The sequence below is a fragment of the Burkholderia sp. 8Y genome (assembly GCF_902506145.1).
Classification (GTDB): domain Bacteria; phylum Pseudomonadota; class Gammaproteobacteria; order Burkholderiales; family Burkholderiaceae; genus Caballeronia.
In genome coordinates, this window is the sequence record NZ_LR733520.1 from 1,530,424 (window position 1) to 1,548,747 (window position 18,324).

Genomic DNA, 18,324 nt, shown 5'->3' on the forward strand with positions numbered 1-18,324 from the left:
GGCGTCATTCGCGGGGCGCGCACTTGCCCTGCTGCATCTCGGCAGGACTGACATCGCGCGTGTGCGTGGCGACCGACCACTGATGCCCGAACGGATCTTCCAGACGGCCGTAGCGGTCGCCCCAGAACATGTCGGCGACGGGCAGGGTCACGCGCGCGCCGGCGGCTTCGGCCTGCTTCATCGTGGCGTCGACATCTTCCACGTACAGATGAATGGTAACGGGCGAGCCCTTCAGCGAGGTCGCGCCGAGCATGCCGAAGCTCGGGTTCTCGTCGACGAGCATCAGCATGGAATCGCCGATTTTGACCATCGCGTGCATGAGCTTGCCGTCGTCGCCGGGAAGACGTCCCAGCTCGACGGCGCCGAACGCGCGCGTGTAGAACTCGATGGCCTCGGCCGCGCCCGCGCAGACAAGGTGCGGCGTGAGCGAGTGCATGCCTTCGGGAATGGCTTTGACGGCAGTGTGCGACATGGTGGCTCCGTGATTGAACGTCGTGGACGAGCGGGTGCGCCCGCTCTCTTTCCTACGACGTGCAAGCATGCCGCCAATCGACATCGTTCCGCGCACCGGGCGCAAATTTTTGCACAACCACGAACGAAAGCTGCCGCTACTCCGACAGCTGCTCCGCGAGCGAGCGGATCAGCGCCTCCAGGCGCGAGAAGTTGACGGGCTTCGTCAGATGATCGCGAAAGCCTGCTTCGCGGCAGCGCCGGATGTCCTCGTCCATGCCGTATCCCGTGATGGCGACCGACGGCTTGTCCGGCTGAAGCTCGCGCCAGGCGCGGGCGATATCGAGCCCGCTGCCGTCCGGCAAGCCGATATCGCTCACCAGAAGGTCGAACGCCGCGCCCTTCGCGCGTTCGAGCGCCGCCCCGACGGTCGTGGCGACCGCGACATCGTGGCCGAGCATCTCGAGCACTTCCGCCATCGCGGAAGACGTCTGCTCGTTGTCCTCCACGAGCAGCACGCGCAGCGCGCGGCCCTTTTCGTGGCGGGCGGCTTCCGGCAGCGGCGCGGCTTCGTGCTGGGGCTGCACGCGCGCGAGCGGCAGCGTGAGCGTGAAACGCGCGCCCAGATCGCGGCCGTCGCTATGCGCCGAGAGCGTGCCGCCGTGTTTCTGCGCGAGCGTGCTGGCGATGGCGAGCCCGAGACCCAGTCCGCCGAACGAGCGCGTGATGGAATCGTCCGCCTGTTCGAACGCCGAGAAGATGCGCGGCAACGCCTCGGCGCTGATGCCGATGCCGCTGTCCGTCACCGACACCGCGATGGTCCGCTCGTCCGGGTTCCACGTTCGCACGTCGATGCGCCCGCCCGCCGGCGTGAACTTGACCGCGTTCTTCATCAGATTCCAGACGATCTGCTGAAGCCGCGCGGCATCGCCCAGCACGACGAATTGCGCAGCCTCGAACTTCGTTTCGAGCGTGAGCCGCTTCGCGCGCAGGTCGGCTTCGGACATGTCGAGCGCGCTCGTGAGCAGCGTATCGAGCGCGACGTTCGCGAAGTTCAGGCTCAGCTTGCCGCGCGCGATGCTCGTGAGATCGAGCAGATCGTCGATCAGGCGCGCTTCCAGTTCGACGTTGCGGCGGATGAGGTCGAGCGTCGGGTGCGCGTCGGGCGGCAGCGGGTGCTTGATTTCGAGCAGCCGCACCGCCGCGAGGATCGGCGTGAGCGGCGTGCGCAGTTCATGCGAAAGCACCGCCAGAAAATGGTCCTTCGCGCGGTTCGCGGATTCCGCCTGATCCTTCGCGAGCCGCAGCGCGTCGGCGGCCATGTGGGCGTCGGTCGCGTCGCGCACGATTTTCGAGAAACCGATCAGCTCGTCGTGCTCGGTGCGGATCGCGGTCGTCACGCCCGATGCGAAGAACGAGTGCCCGTCCTTGCGCCACAGCCAGCGATCGTCGCTCGCGCTGCCCTCGCGCCGGGCCGTTTCCAGTTCGTTGTCGTAGACGGCGGCTTCGCGGTCTTCCTGGCTATAGAAAATGCTCGCGCTTTGCCCGAGCACGTCCTGCGCAGGAAAGCCCAGAATGCGCTCGGACGCCGCGTTCCACGTGCGGATGCGGCCGTCGGGATCGAGCGTGATGACGGCGTAATCCTTGAGCGCATCGATCAACAGGCGAAAGTGCGTTTCCGTTTCGCGCAGCGCACGTTCCACCGCGATGCGTTGCTCGCGTTCGGCGCTTTCGCGCATCGCGCGGCGCACGACGGCGGGCAGCCGTTGCAGGCGCTGCTTGAGCACGTAATCGGTCGCGCCGCGCTTGAGCATGTCGACCGCGTGTTCTTCGCCGAGCAAACCGGACACGAAGATGAACGGCGTGTCCGGCGAACGCTCGCTCGCGATGGACAGCGCCTCGATGCCGGAGAATGTCGGCATCACGAAGTCGGCGAGGATCACGTCGAAGCGTTGGTCTTCGAGCGCGGCGATGAAGCTCGCCGAGTCGTAGACGATGGTCGCGTCCACCACGTAATCGGCGCGTTCGAGCTGGGCGATCGTCAGTTCCGCATCGAGTGCGTTGTCTTCGACGAGAAGCAGATGCAGAGGCTGCATGGTCTAGGCGGCCTCGCTCGAAGGCGGGCGCGCTCGCGCTGAGAGAGTCACGACGGCGAACATGGGCACAACCGTCACTGCCCGGCCGACGGACGGCGAAAGCGCGTGGAACCCGGCGGCGGCTCGTTCAGCACGGCCCAGAAGACGCCGAGATCGCTGATCGCCTCGACGAATTCCGCGAATTCCACCGGCTTGACCACGTAGGCGTTCACGCCGAGTTCGTAGCTGCGCACGAGGTCCTGCTCCTCGCGCGACGACGTCAGCATGACGACCGGAATGCTCTTGAGCCCCGCGTTCGTGCGCACCATGTCCAGCACTTCGAGGCCGTCGATCTTCGGCAGCTTCAGGTCCAGCAGGATGACGGCCGGATTGCCGGGCGCGCGTTCCTTCCACTGGCCTTCGCACATGAGATAGTCGATGGCTTCCTGACCGTCGCGCGCGACGATCACTTCGTTGGCGAGCTGGCTCTTGTCGAGCGCGACGAGCGTGAGCTCGAGGTCGTTCGGATTGTCTTCGACGAGCAGTATCGGTTTAAGCATGGTCTGGTCTTGATTTTGTCACTGACGTTGCGGACGCGGCCGTCGGCCTCACGGCCTCGCGGCCCGTCACGCTGCGAAACTCCACCGGCAACGAAAAGTAGAAGGCCGCGCCCTCGCCGAGCCGCCCTTCGGCCCACGTGCGCCCTTCATGCCGCTCGACGATTCGGCGCACATTCGCGAGGCCGATTCCGGTGCCTTCGAATTCCTCCGCGCGATGCAGCCGCTGAAACACGCCGAAGAGCTTGCCTTCGTACTTCATGTCGAAGCCGACGCCGTTGTCACGGACACCGATGATGTGCTCGTCGTCGCTTCGCGTCGCGAATATCTCGATTTTCGCCGATTCCCGCGTTCGCGTATATTTCACCGCGTTCGAAATCAGGTTGCGCACGGCCAGTTGCAGGAAAGCGGAGTCGCCGGTGACGCGCGGCAGATCGCCGATCACCCATTCGATGTGCCGTCCGGCGGTTTCCGCGTCGAATTCACGCACGACGAAACGCACCAGTTGCCCGAGATCCACCGGCGCTGGACGCAGCGCGGCGCGGCCCATCTGCGAGAACGTCAGCAGATCGTCGACGAGCGTGCCCGCGAAGCGCGCCGATTCCAGCATGTTGTTGAGAAAGCGCCGGCTCTTGTCGGACATGCGTTCGGCTTCCAGTTCGCGCAGCAGGTCTCCGTAACCGGCGATATGGCGCAACGGCGCGCGCAGATCATGCGACACCGAATACGAGAAGGCTTCGAGTTCCTTGTTCGCGCGGGCGAGTTCCGTCGCGAGTTCGGCGCGCTCTTCCGCACGGCGCAGCACGATGTTGAGCAGCGCGCCGCGCAGCTCGCTCGCGACTTCCAGCTCCGCTTGCCGCCACGACACCGAATGCCCGCGCACCGTTTCGAGCCACGGGCTGAAGCTCGTGCGCGGCGCGCTTGCGCCATCCGCGCCGCGAATCTTCACGGGCTCGCCGGCCCATTTGATCGTCTGCATCACCTCCGGCCGGAACCACAGCAGATAGTTCCGGAAAATCTGCGAAACCGGCACCGCGAGCACGCCGCAGGCCGTGTCCTGATGCGCCTGCCCCGGCGGCCACTCGCGCGCGAGCGAATCCGTCGACCAGACGCCGGAGGTGTTTTCGGCGAGCCAGAGCGTGAGCGCGCGCACCGTCTCTTCGTCGGGCGTCGCGCCCATCAGCGTGATCTGGTCGTTCATCACGATGGCCGCGCCTTTGGAACGCGTGAAGCTGAGCAGGTCGCGCGGCTCGCCTTGCAGCCCGGCGACGAAGCTTTCGTGCTCGCCCATCGCGCCGATGAGCCGGGCCATCGTGCGGCGCAGTTCGGCGAGATATTCGCCCTGCTCGCGCTCCTCCTTGGCCTCGATCTGCAGCGACAGCATGTGCCCCAGATGTTCGACCGCCACGCGCGTGCTGAACGGCGCGTGACGCGGGTCGTGATCGTGGCACGAGATGAGGCCCCACAACTGCCCGCGCACGACGATCGATACCGACATCGACGCATGCGTGCCCATGTTGCGCATGTATTCCAGATGCACCGGCGAAAAGCTGCGCAGCGTCGCGTAGGTGAGATCGGCCGGGCGGCCGGTCACGGGGTTGACGGCGGGCACGAGACGCGCCGGCACGTAATTCACGTCCGAGACGAGGCGGATGCGGTTGCGCAGATACAGCGCGCGCGCCTGACGCGGAATGTCCGACGCCGGAAAGAACTGATGCAGAAACGACGCATAGCGCGCGTCACGGTCTTCGGCGAGCACGTGGCTGCGGCCTTCGGCGTCGAAGCTGTAGAGCATCACGCGGCCGAAGCCGCAAATCGAGCGGACCTGTTGCACGGCCAGCTCGGCGAGTTCCTCGACCGTGCCTGCACTTTGCAGGCTGCCCGCGAACGTCCGCACGAGCGGATACATCGCCGAGAAGGCCGCCCCGCCCGGCTGCGCCGCCGCTTCCATTTCGACGATCAGCACGCCGTCGTGACGATGAACCGTGACATCGAGCGGCACGGGCGCGTCCGTCACGCCGACGTAAAGCGGTGCGTCTTCCACCTGCACCGTCGATGCGGCGTGCAGGATACGCCGGGCGGATTCTTCGCCGAGCAGCGCATCCAGCGGCTTGCCGAGCAGCGTCTCGACGCTTTCGCCGGTCAGCGCCGCGATGTTCTCGCTGGCCTGCGCGATGCGCGGTCCGCCTGCGTTGCCCGCGTCTTCGGCGAGCACCAGCAGATAGCCGTGCGGCTGGATGCCGCCGGGAATGTGAATCGGCTCGGCGTCGCAGTCCTTGCTCGCCACGCCGGAATCGAGCGTGCGGCGGCGCGCTTCCGCGTCCGGCGGACCGGCGACATGGCTCGGGCCCTGACCCGCGCCGTGGCTTTCGCCGAGCGGCTTGCCTGGGGTATGGCTCATGCGGCGGCTCCCGAAATCGCGGGGGCGTCGAGCGATTCGACACACAGCCAGTCGTGCAGGGTGTCGAAAGTCTCGACGGCGGCGCGCACCGCGGCGTCGTATTGCGTTTCGGGGACGATCGCGGCGGCGGTTTCGCGAAACGCGTTCCACATGCTGCCCGTGCGCGGTCCGTAGCCGTCGAAGTAGGCGTTGCCGGCGCCCGGCGCGAGGCCCAACTGCTTCGCGACGTGCGGCGCGATGAAACGGCCGCCGAGCGTCGAGCCTTCCATCACGTACAGGGAGCCGAATGCGCTGCCGAGGTCGTCGATCAGCGGCAAGCTCGACGCGTCGGCGAACATGATCGAATCGACGGCAGTGGAGTCGCCGCACAGCGCGGCCAGGTCGGCGGCGAGGAGCGGCGCCTTGCGGCGTTCATCGAAGAACGGGTGCAGCGATGCATGCAGGCACGCTCCGACCGCGTCCTCCCACGGCGCGACATAGCCGTAGAAACGTTCGAGCAGCGCGATGTATTCGTCGCGCAGCAATCCGTCCCGCATCAGATCGAGCGCATGCTCCAGCCGGGAATGGCACGCAGCGGTTTCTTGCTTCAGGCGGGACAGAAGGTCGTGTCGCATGTTCGGTAATGTGGCTTGTTGCGCCGGATATGCGGCAAAAGGCATGCTGACTGGAAGGGCTTACCGGCGAACGAAACGTTGCGCATCCGGGTCCGGTAAAAAGGGGTGATCTAGGCCCTGTTTTCGAGACAGACGACCATTCTACGCAACGCGCCCGTGTGATGTCATGCGCGTCGGCGCTCCGGAACCACGCTTTCCCCAGTTCAGCGTTCTTGTCCGCTTTCCGCCTCGCCGCTGCGGCGGTCCGTATCGACAAGGCCGCGTTCGATGTCCTCGTGCGCCTGCCTGCCGACATCGCGCGGCGCTTCCTCGTCCTGCGATTGCACGCTCTGATCCGTCTCGTGCGGCAGCGGCGGCTTCGCTGAGTCGTTCGTTGCGCCGCCGTCCGGTGGTGCCTGCCGCGCGCCGCGCGGTTCGTCTTTCGCCTGCTTCATCGTGATCTCCGTTCCTTGTCGGCAGCGATGCTCACCCGCGCGAGCCGTCGATGCCGAGCCGCTTCTTCATCTGCGCCGTGAGCCGCTGGCGCGCCTTCGCGTAGCCTTCCCACGGATCGGCGGCGAGCGCCTCCATCCGCTCGCGCGCATTGCGGATCGTCCACTGATCGCCGCGCGTCGTGTCGTCGAGTTCGTCCCAGCTGATGGGCATCGACGCGCCCATGCCCGGGCGCGCGCGCAGCGAGAACGCGCACACCGTGCTGGAGCCGCGATTGTTGCGCAGATAGTCGATGAAAATCTTGTCCTGCCGGTTCTGCATGCCCATTTTCGCGGAGAAGAACTTCGGCAGCGTCTTCGCCATGAACTGCGCGACGGCCTGCGAGAAGCCCTTCATCTCGTCCCAGCCCGCCTGCTTCGCGAGCGGCACGACGACATGCAGCCCCTTGCCGCCGCTCGTCTTGCAGAACGACGTGAGCCCGAGTTCCCCGAGCAGGTCCTTGGTGAGCTTCGCCGCTTCCACCATGCGATCCCAGCCGACGCCTTCGCCTGGGTCGAGATCGAACACCATGCGATCCGGCTTCTCGATGTTGGACGCCACCGAGTTCCACGTATGCAGCTCGATCGTGCCCATCTGCGCCGTGCCGACGAGCCCCTGCGCCGATTCGACCGTCAGCAGCGGCGGATGCTCCGGATCGACATCCGGATGCTGCGTAATGTGCGGAATCGCAAGCCGCGCGCTGTGCTTCTGAAAGAACAGTTCGCCGCCGATATCGTCCGGCGCGCGCACGAGCGACACCGGCCGGTCCTGCAAGTGCGGCAGCATCCATTGCGCAATCGACGCGTAATACTCGACGACATCGATCTTTTTCAGACCGCTCGACTTGTCGATCACGCGGTCCGGATGGCTGATCTTCACGCCTTCGATTTCGGTCGCGTTCCCGCGGGACTTCGTCGCTGTTTTCGTTGCCGTCTTTGTTGCAGACTTCGCGGCCGTCTTGCGCGCTTTCGGCGTCGCCGCGGCCTTGTGTTCCTCCTCCGCCTCGACTTTTTCGGCCGATGCAGGCTCTTCCTTGACGATCTGCCGCGCCGGCTTGTCGTCGCGCAGACTGACGAACGATGCTTGTCGCACGATGCGCTCCTTGGTCCATTCCGCGAAATTGCACTCGGCCACGAGTTCGGGCTTCACCCAATGCACCGGCGTGCGGCTGCGTTCCTGCGGCTCTTTCTCGAAAGGCATGCGATCGGTCGCGCGCTTGTCGAGTTCCTTCTTGACCGCGACGAGCGTCGCGTGATCGAAGCCGCTTCCCACGCGTCCCGCGTATTGCAGCTTGCCACGGGCGTCGTACACGCCGAGCAACAGCGCGCCGAACTGCCCGCGGCTGCCGGACGGCTCCGAGTAACCCGCCACGACGAACTCCTGTCTGCGGCGGCACTTGAGCTTGATCCACGAGTTGCTGCGCCCCGACACATAAGTCGAGTCGATCCGCTTGCCGATGATGCCTTCGAGCGCCATGTCGCATGCGCTCTTGAGCAGATCGTCGGCGCTGAAGGCGAAGTCATCGGAATAACGCAGGGCGGGATCGTCGACCGGTTCGACGATCGCCTTCAGAAGCGCGCGGCGCTGCACGAGCGGCACGTTGCGCAGGTCATAGCCGTTGAGAAACGGCAAGTCGAAGAAATACACGACGATGCCCTGCGGACGCCCGACATCGAACGCATTTTGCAGCGCCTGAAAATCCGGCAGACCACGGTCGTCGAGCACGACAGCTTCACCGTCGAGCCAGCCACTGTCGATATCGAGCTTTTCCAGCGCCTTGACCTGCTTCGGAAACTTGGCGGTCCAGTCGTTGCCGTTTCGCGTGTAGATGCGGATATCGCTCTTGCCCTTCGTCCGCTCGATGCGCGCGAGCACACGATAGCCGTCGAACTTGATCTCGTAAGACCACTCGTCGCTGGGCGGCGCGGCATCGACGAGCGTGGCGAGCTGCGGCTTCAGCAGCGCCGGAAGCTTCGCTTTCTCGGCGCCTTCGATTGCCGGATCGTGCGACAGCGCCCGCAGCGATTCGCTATTGCGCGTCGCGACGATATCCGGATGCGCGTGACCGTCCGATGCGCTGCTCGCGGGCCGAGGCGCCGTTCTTCGCGCCGCCGGCTTCGCCTTGCGCTCGTCGCGCTCGCGCAGCTCGCCGTTCTCGAGACGCGCGCCGAGCGAATCGGAGAGCACGCTGCCGGGCTTCTTCAGGAGTACGTCGTATTCGGATTCGGGTCGCGCTTCCTCGTCGCGCTCCTTGATGAGAAACCACTGTTCCTTGTCGCCGCTGCCGCGCATGTGGCTGCGCACGAGCGTCCAGCCGCCGTGCAGCTTGTCGCCGGCGAGCGTGAACTTGAGCTTGCCTTTCTCGTACTCGCGGGCGGCGTCTTCGGCGGTGCCGGTCTGCGGCGCCCACGTCCCGCGATCCCACACGATGACGCTGCCCGCGCCGTAATTGCCCTCGGGAATGTCGCCCTCGAAGGAGCCGTAGTCGATCGGATGGTCTTCGACATGCACCGCGAGCCGCTTCACCGACGGATCGAGACTCGGCCCTTTCGGCACCGCCCACGACTTGAGCGTGCCGTCGAGTTCCAGCCGGAAGTCGTAATGCAAGCGCCGCGCGTCGTGCTCCTGAATCACGAAAGAGAGCGCCTGCGCGGGCGCCTTCTTGCGGCGCGCCATCTTGCGTGCGGCGGTCTTCTCGCCCGACGGCTCCGGCGTGTCGTTGAAACGCCGCATCCGTTGATAGGTTTCGAGCTTGCCCGTCATCGTTGGGGATCCTTATGTCTCGTCCGATGGGCGCATCAGGAGGCATCTAGACGCATTGAGACGCATCAGGCGCGCTTGCGACGCGCCGTCTTGCGCGCGGGACGTGCTGGTTCGTCGCTGGCTTCTTTGCCCGCGTCCTTGCCCGCGTCGTCGCCGGAACTGCCGCCGCGCTTTGTCGCCCCGCCTTTTTTCAGGCTGCGCTTGAGCAGTTCCGACAGGTCGAGAATGTCCGCGCTCGCCTTGGCCTCGCCGCCTTCCTCGAACTTCATCACCTCCGCGACCTTGCCTTCCTTCACCTTCTTTTCGACGAGCGCCATGATGTCGTCGCGGAAAGTATCGTGATACTTCGTCGGATCCCACGCGTCGCTCATGTCGTCGATGAGGCGCTTCGCCATGTCCAGTTCCTTCGGCGTGACGCCGGCTTTCTTGGTGTCTTCGTCGGGAAACGTGAACTGGCTGAAGTCGCGCACTTCGTCGCCCCAGCGCAGCGTGTTCAGCGCGAGCGCCGGACCGACCGGAATCAGCGCGGCCAGATGCTGCTTGTTATGCAGGACGACGCTCGCGATGCCGACCTTGCCGGTATCCTTCAGCGCGTCGCGCAGGAGCGCATAGACCTTCTCGCCCTTGCGATCGGGCGTGAGGTAATACGGTGTATCGAGCGAGAGGAACGAGATGTCGGGGGCATCGACGAACGAGAGGATGTCGACCGTTTGCGTCGATTCCGGATTGGCCGCGCGAATCTCGGCGTCGGTCATCACGACGTACTTGCCCTTCTCGTATTCGAAGCCGCGCACGATGTTGTCGCGCGTGACGTCCTTGCCGGTGTTCTTGTTGATCTGCTTGTAACCGATGGGATCCATCGACCGTTTGTCGAGCAGATTGAAGCCGACCTTCTCCGACTGCGTGGCCGGATAGAGTTGCACGGGCACATGGACCAGCCCGAAGCTGATCGCGCCTTTCCAGATCATATGCGGCATCGCGATTACCTCGCTGTCGGAACGGTCGATGCGTTGACTAGTGGCGTTGTTGGCGCTTTGGCGCGATGAGACGCGGCACTAGAGGCTCGCTCTTGAGTAGCAGGAAGAATGCCAACCGCGGCGGCCTTGGCGTCGAGGCGGACTGGCGGTTGTGAGCGATAAAGACCGTTAGTTGCTTCTGTGGAACGCCGCATCGGAAGGCGGCAAAGGACGAACTACTTTCGGCTCGCCGTGATGGCCAGTTGAGTGCCGTCATCGAGCGTGACGGTCTTCTTCGATCCGGTGGACGTCGGCATCGTGAAACGCACGATCTGACTCACGCGGGAATCGACGGGACACTGCAACGCCTTGCCCCCCACCGTCACCTTGCTGGTGCCCTTCGGCGCATAGCCGCGAAAACTGAGTTGCACGTTAGCCGAGCCGTTGTCGGCGACAACGGGCGCAAAGCGGATCTGCACTTGCCGCACCGCCGCCCCGTCGGCGCTGCGCGGAATCGACGAAAGCTGCGGGCAACCGTCCGGCACGGCCTGCGCGCCCTTCGGCGCGGCGGCTTGCCAGGTGAAGTCGTCGCTTTCGCCGGAGCGGATCGTGCGCGTCTCCTGTTCGTTGCCGAAGGCCTTCGACGTCATCTTGATCGTGTATTTGATGGGGCCGTCGTTCGGCGCTTCGGACAGCACCCGGGTGCCGGGCGTCGCGTGAGCCGTTGCCAGCGCGCCGGATGCAAACACGGCCGCAATCGTGCCTCGCACTGCGTTCGAACGTCGATTCATCCGGCATCTCCTGAATAAGCGCGAGGGAAATCCGGCGCGGCGGGCGCCGGATCGGCTGAAGGCGGAGTCAGTCTAGCGCCGAGCACGCGCGGGCTTCTTCAGGGAAAACCCGATCCCGCGCACTCGCGAAAAAGTGCGCGGAAGCGTTTCAGAAACCCGTCAGCACGAGCTTGCCGATCGCGCGCCCTTCTTCCAGAAGGCGATGCGCCTCTCGAAGATTGGCGGCGTCGATCTTTCCGAGGTTCTTGCCGAGCGTCGTGCGGATGGTTCCTGCGTCGATCAGCCGCGCCACTTCGGACAACAGCTTGTGTTGCTCGATCATGTCGGGCGTCTGGAACATCGCGCGCGTAAACATGAATTCCCAGTGAAACGCCGCGCTTTTCGCCTTCAGCAACTCGACGGGAAGCGGCTTTGCATTCTCGACGATCGTGCAGATGCTGCCCTGCGGCTTCACGACTTCCGCCGCAGCCGCGAAATGCTTGTCGGTGTCGTTGAAGATGAGCACGTAGTCGACTTGCGGCACGCCCGCGTGCTTCAGTTGCGCCGGGATGTCCCCGAAGTGATCGACGATGCGATCCGCGCCCAGTTCCATCGCCCATTTCGCAGATTCCGGCCGCGACGCGGTCGCGATAACGTCGAGCTTCGCCACTTGCTTCGCGAGTTGAATGCCGATGGAGCCGACCCCGCCCGCGCCGCCGATGATGAGCACCGTCTTGCCCGCGTCCTTCCCTTCGGCCGACACTTTCAGGCGGTCGAACAACGCTTCCCATGCCGTGATGGTCGTGAGCGGGAGCGCGGCGGCGTGCGTGAAGTCGAGCGACTTCGGCTTCGCGCCGACGATGCGCTCGTCGATCAGATGAAACTCGCTGTTCGCGCCTTGCCGCGTGATGTCGCCGGCGTAATAGACCGCATCGCCCACCTTGAAGAGCGAGACGTCGGGGCCGATCGCTTGGACCACGCCCGCCGCGTCCCAGCCGAGCACGCGCGGCGTGTCTTCGATCTTGTCCTTCGGCGCACGCACTTTGGTGTCGACCGGATTCACCGCGATGGCCTCGATTCTCACGAGCAAATCGCGACCGGTCGGCGTGGGTTTATCGAGTTCGATATCGACGAGCGATTCGGGATTGGAGATCGGCAAATAGCGAGTCAAACCGATGGCTTTCATGATGTGTCCTTTTTTCGAGGTGGATTGAATTCTTCATGCAACCGTCAGCGGATGTTAGCCCGCGCGACGCTTTGGGAAAACCGCGATAATGCATAAAACATTTTTTGGCGAATCCATCGAATGGCAAGCGATGCATGGCTTGAAGGACACGCGCGAGACCGGCTCGATCTGCTCGACGTGAGCCTTTTCATGCGGGCGGCGGCGCTGGCGAATCTGTCGTCGGCGGCGCGGGAGTTCGGTTTGTCGCCGGCCGTGGCGAGCGCGCGCATCGCGGGTCTCGAGCCCATGCTGGGCGCGCGGCTGCTGCACCGGACGACGCGGCGCGTGAGCGTCACGCAGGAAGGCGAGATTTTCGCGGCGCACGCGCGCGGGTTGCTGGACGCCGCCGAAGCAGCGCGCGCGTCGGTCGGCCGGGCGCTCGCGCAACCGCACGGACGGCTGCGCGTGACGATGCCCTCATCGCTCGGCCGTCAGCACATCTCGCCGCTGATTCCGGCTTTCCTGCGGCAGTACCCTGGCGTGACCATCGACTTGCGCATGACGGATCAGATCGTCGATCTGGTCGATGAAGGAATCGACCTGGCGATACGCATCGGCGCGCTCAAGGATTCGACGCTCGTCGCGCGCAAGCTCGCAAGCAACCGGCGCGTGCTGTGCGCGTCGCCGGCTTATCTCGAGAAACACGGCATGCCGCGGCATCCCGCCGATCTGGCGCTGCATGAATGCGTGATCCTCGCGGATCAGCGCGACTGGAGTTTTGTCACGCCGACGGGCGTGATCGACGTGCGCGTGTCCGGCCGGCTCGTGACAGACAACGGCGAAGTGATCCGCGATGCGCTCGCGGCAGGCATCGGCATCGGTTTGAAGTCGACGTGGAGCGTCGCGCCGTTGCTTGCGAGCGGGGAACTCGTGACTGTGCTGGATGATTATCCGATCGCGCAGACGGTCGCGATCTGGGCGGTGTATCCGAGTCGCGCTTTTGTACCGCCTAAGACGGTGGGGTTTATCGAGTTTCTCGCGGGGCGGTTCGGGGAGCCGCCGTATTGGGATGTTGAGCCGGCGGGGGTGATGCGGTAGAGCGGGTGGTGTTTTGTATGGTGTATGCCAACGGGGCGCTGGCTATGGGGGCTGCATTCTGCGCTCTGCATGCGTGCGCTTTCTTTTGATCGCGCAGCGCGTCCTGCCGGATCCGCATCGAGGCGTTTGGCGTTTGGCGTTTGGCGTTTGGCGTTTGGCGTTTGGCGTTTGGCGTTTGGCGTTTGGCGTTTGGCGTTAGGAATTGCGGCATTGCGGCATTTGTGGCATTCCGGCATCCGCATCAGCATCAGCATTCGGCATTCGGCATTCGGCATTCGGCATTCGGCATTCGGCATTCGGCAGTCAGTATCGAAAGTCGGCATCGCCATCGCCATCGGCTTCGCCATCGGCATCGGCATCGGCATCGGCATCGGCATCGGCATCGGCATCGGCATCGGCATCGGCATCGGCATCGGCATCGGCATCGGCATCGGCATCGGCATTCTGCATTCGGCATGCGGCGTTCGCGTCTCGCGTTGCGCGTTGAGTGCAAAATACCAATGAGTCGCGACCGATAGAATCTGAATGTTGGACGCGGCATGCCGCGCGGGGCATGCAAAATGCCAAGTACTACTGCAAGTCCTCGTGGAGGGGCGTTGTTCGGCCTTGTCTTGCGTGCTCGGCGTTTGGCGTCCGGGTCACGGTCCGCTCTGAGCGTGTGCGTGCTGGGTCCGCGTGCGGATGCGGGCGCGGGCGTGGCCTAAGGGCCCAGGGCGCGAAACCGCTCAATTCGCCATTCTGTTCGGCGAGCGATTCACCAGCGCCATCAGTTGAGATTTCTTAACCGGCCTCGGCACACAAGATTTCGGACAGGTCCGCGAAATCCTACAAACCGCCCACCTCAAGCAACGCAACCGCCGACCAAAAATATTCGCATGCAATACACCCCGCGCCGCATGCAAAACGCCAAACCAGTCCGCGCGCCCCTCTGATCAACCCCGCCCCGTACAATATCCGCTTCCCGCGCCATGGTCCGACAGAACTCTTCGATGAACCTCGTCATTCAAAGCCCCGCCCCAATCGCCGATTCGCATTTGAAGCCGCTCGCCGCCCTCGCCCGCTCGCGCGAGACCGCGCGCATCGACGACACGCTCTTGCGCCTTGTCGATGCCGATCCGCTGCAGCGTCCCGATATCGACGCCTACTGCGGCGTGCATGCGTTGGACTACGCCTATGTCGAGCCGCAAGCGCGGCTCTCCGACTTCGGCCTCGTCGCGATGGACATGGACTCGACGCTCATCACGATCGAATGCATCGACGAGATCGCGGACTATTGCGGGCTGAAAGCGGAAGTGTCCGCGATCACGGAAGCGTCGATGCGCGGCGAAATCAAGGACTTCAACGAAAGTCTCACACGCCGCGTCGCGCTGCTGAAGGGCCTCGATGCGACGGCCCTCGAACGCGTCTACGAAGATCGGCTGCGGCTGTCGCCGGGCGCGGAACGCATGCTCGAAGGCGCGCGCGCGGCGGGCCTCAAGACACTGCTCGTATCCGGCGGATTCACGTTCTTCACCGAGCGCCTGAAAACGCGCCTCGGTCTCGACTATACCCGGGCAAATACGCTCGAAATCATCGACGGCAAGCTGACCGGCAAGGTCATCGGCGAGATCGTGAATGCGGACGTGAAGGCCGGCACGCTCCTCGAAACGTGCAAAGACATTGACATTGATCCGAAGCGCGCGATCGCGATGGGCGACGGCTCCAACGATCTCAAGATGATGGCCGAAGCCGGCCTGTCGGTCGCGTTTCGCGCGAAGCCCGTCGTGCGTGAGTCGGCGAGCGTCGCGTTCAACTTCGTCGGGTTGGACGGACTGCTTCGCCTCTTCTGAACGAGGCGAGCGCACGTCCGTCACGTCAGGCGAGCGCCTTTTCCAGCGCGGATTCGATGTCCGCGCGCAGGTCCGCTTCGTCTTCGAGACCCACGTACAGCCGCACGAGCACGCCTTCGTGCGGCCATTGCGACGCGCTGCGCATCGAGCGCACGTTGTACGGCATCGCGAGGCTGTGCGCGCCGCCCCAGCTCCAGCCGATCGAGAACAGTTCGAGCGCCTCGACGAAAGCGTCGACCTGGACGGCGCTATAACGGGCATCAAATACGATCGAGAACAAACCGCCCGCGCCGCCCGCAAAATCGCGCTCGAAAAACGCATGACCGGGGCAGTCGTCCAGCGCCGGATGCAAAACCGCCGCCACTTCCGGGCGCGCCTTCAGCCAGCGGGCCAGCGCGAGCGCCGAGCGGTCGTGCGCTTCGTAACGCAGTTTCATCGAAGGCAGGCTGCGCAACACGAGCGATGCATCGTCTGCGGACACGCCCACGCCCAGACGCATGCGCGCACGCTTGAGCTTCTTGTGCAGTTCGACGTCGCGTGTGATGGTCGCGCCCATCAGGATGTCGCTGCCGCCCGACTGGTATTTCGTCAACGCCTGCACCGAAATATCGACGCCGTGATTGAACGGCTTGAACGCGAGCCCCGCCGAGAACGTGTTGTCGATCGCCGTCACGATGCCGCGTGCCCGCGCGAGCGCGGCAATCGCCGGCACGTCCTGCACTTCCATCGTGACGGAGCCGGGCGCTTCGAGCCAGATGAGCTTCGTGTTCCGACGGATCAAGTCGGCGATGCCGGCGCCCACCATCGGATCGTAGTAGCTGACTTCGAGCCCGAAGTCGGCGGCGAGCCAGTCCGCGTGCTCGCGATTCGGCGAGTAGGCGTTGTCCGGCACCAGCACGTGATCGCCCGCCCTGACGAGGCCGAAGTACACGTTCGAGATCGCCGCGAGGCCGGATGGCTGCAAAAGCGCATGCTCGCCGCCCTCGATCGCCGCGAGGCGCTGCGCGAGCGCGATCGTCGTCGGCGTACCGTGCAGGCCGTAGCGCCATTTGGCGTCGTCGCTCCAGACGAGCGCGCGCATCGTCGCCAAATCCGGAAAAACCACCGTCGATGCCCGCGCCACCGGCACCGAGAACGACTGGAAGCCGGGCGTGACGCGGTCGTTCGGCTGGACGATGCGCGTTTGCAGATCGCGGTCCTTGCTGCTGGAATCGGTCATGAGGTTGCTGTGCGTGGATGAAAGAGACGCCGTGCCGCAAAAGGCACTATTCGCCGATGATGACGTTGCTCGTGCCGCCGACGGCATTCGGCTGCTGAACAGGCAAAGGCGGCGGCGGCGCAGGCGGCGCGGGTTCGAGCGAAGGCGCGGCGGGCGCGGCATTCCCCGCAGGCGCGCGCGGCAGCGTCACGCCGGCCACGGCCGGCCTCAGTTCGAACGGCTGCGCGTTCGAATCGTCCGGATCCATGCGCTCACCGGAGACGCTTCCGTCGGCCCCGAATTTGCCGACCCAGTTGCCGGTGATATGGGTGCCGTCGTTTGATTCCTCGATTTCGAGCGTTTCGCCGTCGCGGTCGCCGGCCACGAGAATCACCGACGAGCTGCCGGCGAAGCGATACTCGCCATGCACGCCGGAAGCGTCGTCGGTCTTGGCGCCGAGCTTCATTTCGATCTGCTTGCCGCCGAGCGTGCCCACGTAGCGCGGGAAGTGCGCGTACTCCGGGTTCGGCGCGAGCGGCTTTTGCGGCGGCAGCGCGAGCGTTCGAATCGCCTTGTCCGCGCCATACGATTCGCCGCTCTTCGCGCTGCCCGACACCGCCGCCGACGCCGACGCCGACGCATCGGGCGGCATCGGCGAATTGCAGCCTGCGAGCGCAAGCGCGACAGACACGGAGACAGACACGGCCGCAGTCATCGTCAACGCGGCCGGCAAGCCCGGCCGCCTGGTTGCTTCTCTCATCCTTCTTCCCTTCGATACCACGTCAAATGCGCTCGAAGATCGCCGCGATACCCTGCCCGCCGCCGATGCACATGGTCACGAGCGCATAGCGCCCGCCGATGCGTTGCAGCTCGTACAACGCCTTCACCGTGATCAGCGCGCCCGTCGCGCCGATCGGATGCCCGAGCGAAATGCCCGAGCCGTTCGGGTTCACCTTCGCGGGATCGAGCCGCAGTTCCTGCGCGACGGCGCACGCTTGCGCGGCGAACGCTTCGTTGGCTTCGATCACGTCGAGATCGTCGACGGAGAGGCCCGCGCGCTCCAGCACCTTGCGCGTGGCAGGCACAGGACCGATGCCCATGATCGTCGGATCCACGCCCGCGTGCGCGTACGCGACGAGCCGCGCCAGCGGCCGCACGCCGCGCTTTTCCGCGACGCCGCGCTCCATCAGCACGACGGCCGCCGCCGCGTCGTTGATACCGGACGCGTTGCCCGCCGTCACCGTGCCGTTTTCCTTCGCGAACACTGGCTTCAGCTTGGCGAAGTCTTCCGCCGTCGCGTTCATGCGCACGTGCTCGTCGCGGTTGAAGACGATGTCGCCCTTCTTCGATGCCAGCGTGATCGGCAGGATCTGCTCCTTGAAGTAGCCGGCCTCGATGGCGTTGGCCGCGCGACGGTGCGACTCCAGCGCGAGCGCGTCCTGCGCCTCGCGCGTGATGCCGTACTTGCCCGCGACGTTCTCGGCGGTCACGCCCATGTGAAACTTGTGGAACGGATCGTTGAGCGCGCCGAGCATCATGTCGACGACGCGCGCATCGCCCATTCGCTGGCCGAAGCGCGCGGCAGGCATCACATACGGCGCGCGGCTCATGCTTTCCGCGCCGCCGCCGATGGCGATGTCCGCATCGCCGAGCAGAATCGACTGCGAAGCCGAGACGATCGCCTGCAAGCCCGAGCCGCACAGCCGGTTCACGGTGAGCGCGGGCGCGTGCTGCGACACGCCGCCGTCGAGCGCGGCGACGCGCGCGAGGTACATGTCGCGCGGCTCCGTCTGGATCACGTTGCCGAAGACCACGTGTCCGACTTCATCGCCTGCGACGTTCGCGCGAGACAGCGCCTCGCGCACCACGCGAGCGCCCAGATCGGTCGGCGTGAAATCCTTGAGCGCGCCGCCGAAATCGCCGATTGCCGTACGCACGCCGCTTGCCACCACCACTTCACGTTGCATGTCGTCTCCT

The 18,324-nt window shown here is 65.1% G+C and carries 16 protein-coding genes; 3 read left to right on the top strand and 13 right to left on the bottom strand.

Annotation, left to right across the window (positions count from 1 at the left end):
- Positions 1–4: 4 nt before the first annotated feature.
- The 10 genes from GV035_RS17690 to GV035_RS17735 form a co-directional block, all read right to left on the bottom strand.
- Positions 5–472, bottom strand: coding sequence for a VOC family protein (locus tag GV035_RS17690; protein ID WP_159836306.1), 468 nt, complete (start codon positions 470–472; stop codon positions 5–7).
- A gap of 136 nt (positions 473–608) precedes the next feature.
- Positions 609–2,546, bottom strand: a complete 1,938-nt coding sequence (locus tag GV035_RS17695; protein ID WP_159836307.1) for a hybrid sensor histidine kinase/response regulator — start codon at positions 2,544–2,546, stop codon at positions 609–611.
- Between the two features lie 74 nt (positions 2,547–2,620).
- Positions 2,621–3,085: a response regulator gene (locus tag GV035_RS17700; RefSeq protein WP_159836308.1), complete on the bottom strand. Its 465-nt coding sequence runs from the start codon at positions 3,083–3,085 to the stop codon at positions 2,621–2,623.
- Entirely contained in the window at positions 3,078–5,483 is a 2,406-nt protein-coding gene (locus tag GV035_RS17705) for an ATP-binding protein (protein WP_159836309.1), read from the bottom strand. The genes GV035_RS17700 and GV035_RS17705 overlap by 8 nt, the downstream gene beginning before the upstream one ends.
- Positions 5,480–6,097, bottom strand: a complete 618-nt coding sequence (locus GV035_RS17710; RefSeq protein WP_159836310.1) for a biliverdin-producing heme oxygenase — start codon at positions 6,095–6,097, stop codon at positions 5,480–5,482. Before GV035_RS17710 ends, GV035_RS17705 begins: the two co-directional genes overlap by 4 nt.
- A gap of 203 nt (positions 6,098–6,300) precedes the next feature.
- Entirely contained in the window at positions 6,301–6,531 is a 231-nt protein-coding gene (locus GV035_RS17715; protein ID WP_159836311.1) for a hypothetical protein, read from the bottom strand.
- A 31-nt stretch (positions 6,532–6,562) separates the two neighbouring features.
- Positions 6,563–9,331, bottom strand: coding sequence for a DNA ligase D (gene ligD, locus GV035_RS17720; RefSeq protein WP_159836312.1), 2,769 nt, complete (start codon positions 9,329–9,331; stop codon positions 6,563–6,565).
- A gap of 65 nt (positions 9,332–9,396) precedes the next feature.
- A complete protein-coding gene (gene ku, locus GV035_RS17725) occupies positions 9,397–10,308 on the bottom strand; it encodes a non-homologous end joining protein Ku (protein ID WP_159836313.1) in 912 nt (303 codons plus the stop codon).
- 215 nt (positions 10,309–10,523) lie between these two features.
- A complete protein-coding gene (locus GV035_RS17730) occupies positions 10,524–11,078 on the bottom strand; it encodes a DUF6013 family protein (protein ID WP_236572653.1) in 555 nt (184 codons plus the stop codon).
- Positions 11,079–11,226: 148 nt separating this feature from the next.
- Entirely contained in the window at positions 11,227–12,243 is a 1,017-nt protein-coding gene (locus GV035_RS17735; RefSeq protein ID WP_159836314.1) for a zinc-binding alcohol dehydrogenase family protein, read from the bottom strand.
- A 120-nt stretch (positions 12,244–12,363) separates the two neighbouring features.
- Here GV035_RS17735 and GV035_RS17740 point away from each other — a divergent pair, with 120 nt between their 5' ends.
- The 3 genes from GV035_RS17740 to serB all read left to right on the top strand — a co-directional run bounded on the left by GV035_RS17740 (position 12,364) and on the right by serB (position 15,149).
- Positions 12,364–13,320: a LysR family transcriptional regulator gene (locus tag GV035_RS17740; RefSeq protein WP_159836315.1), complete on the top strand. Its 957-nt coding sequence runs from the start codon at positions 12,364–12,366 to the stop codon at positions 13,318–13,320.
- A 210-nt stretch (positions 13,321–13,530) separates the two neighbouring features.
- Positions 13,531–13,824, top strand: a complete 294-nt coding sequence (locus GV035_RS29140) for a hypothetical protein (protein ID WP_201303995.1) — start codon at positions 13,531–13,533, stop codon at positions 13,822–13,824.
- 485 nt (positions 13,825–14,309) lie between these two features.
- Positions 14,310–15,149, top strand: a complete 840-nt coding sequence (gene serB / locus GV035_RS17750; RefSeq protein ID WP_159836317.1) for a phosphoserine phosphatase SerB — start codon at positions 14,310–14,312, stop codon at positions 15,147–15,149.
- Between the two features lie 25 nt (positions 15,150–15,174).
- Here the strand turns inward: serB and GV035_RS17755 are convergent, their stop codons facing one another.
- From GV035_RS17755 to bktB, 3 genes are read right to left on the bottom strand one after another with little or no spacing between them, the layout of a single operon-like run.
- Positions 15,175–16,368 carry a cystathionine beta-lyase gene (locus tag GV035_RS17755; protein ID WP_159836318.1) on the bottom strand — a complete coding sequence of 398 codons (1,194 nt, stop codon included), beginning with the start codon at positions 16,366–16,368 and terminating at the stop codon, positions 15,175–15,177.
- 46 nt (positions 16,369–16,414) lie between these two features.
- Positions 16,415–17,107 (bottom strand): hypothetical protein, encoded by a 693-nt coding sequence (locus tag GV035_RS17760; RefSeq protein ID WP_442859569.1) that lies wholly within the window; start codon positions 17,105–17,107, stop codon positions 16,415–16,417.
- A gap of 22 nt (positions 17,108–17,129) precedes the next feature.
- The gene (gene bktB / locus GV035_RS17765; RefSeq protein ID WP_159836319.1) at positions 17,130–18,314 is read right to left on the bottom strand and encodes a beta-ketothiolase BktB; all 1,185 of its coding nucleotides are present in this window, start codon (positions 18,312–18,314) and stop codon (positions 17,130–17,132) included.
- Positions 18,315–18,324 lie beyond the last annotated feature (10 nt).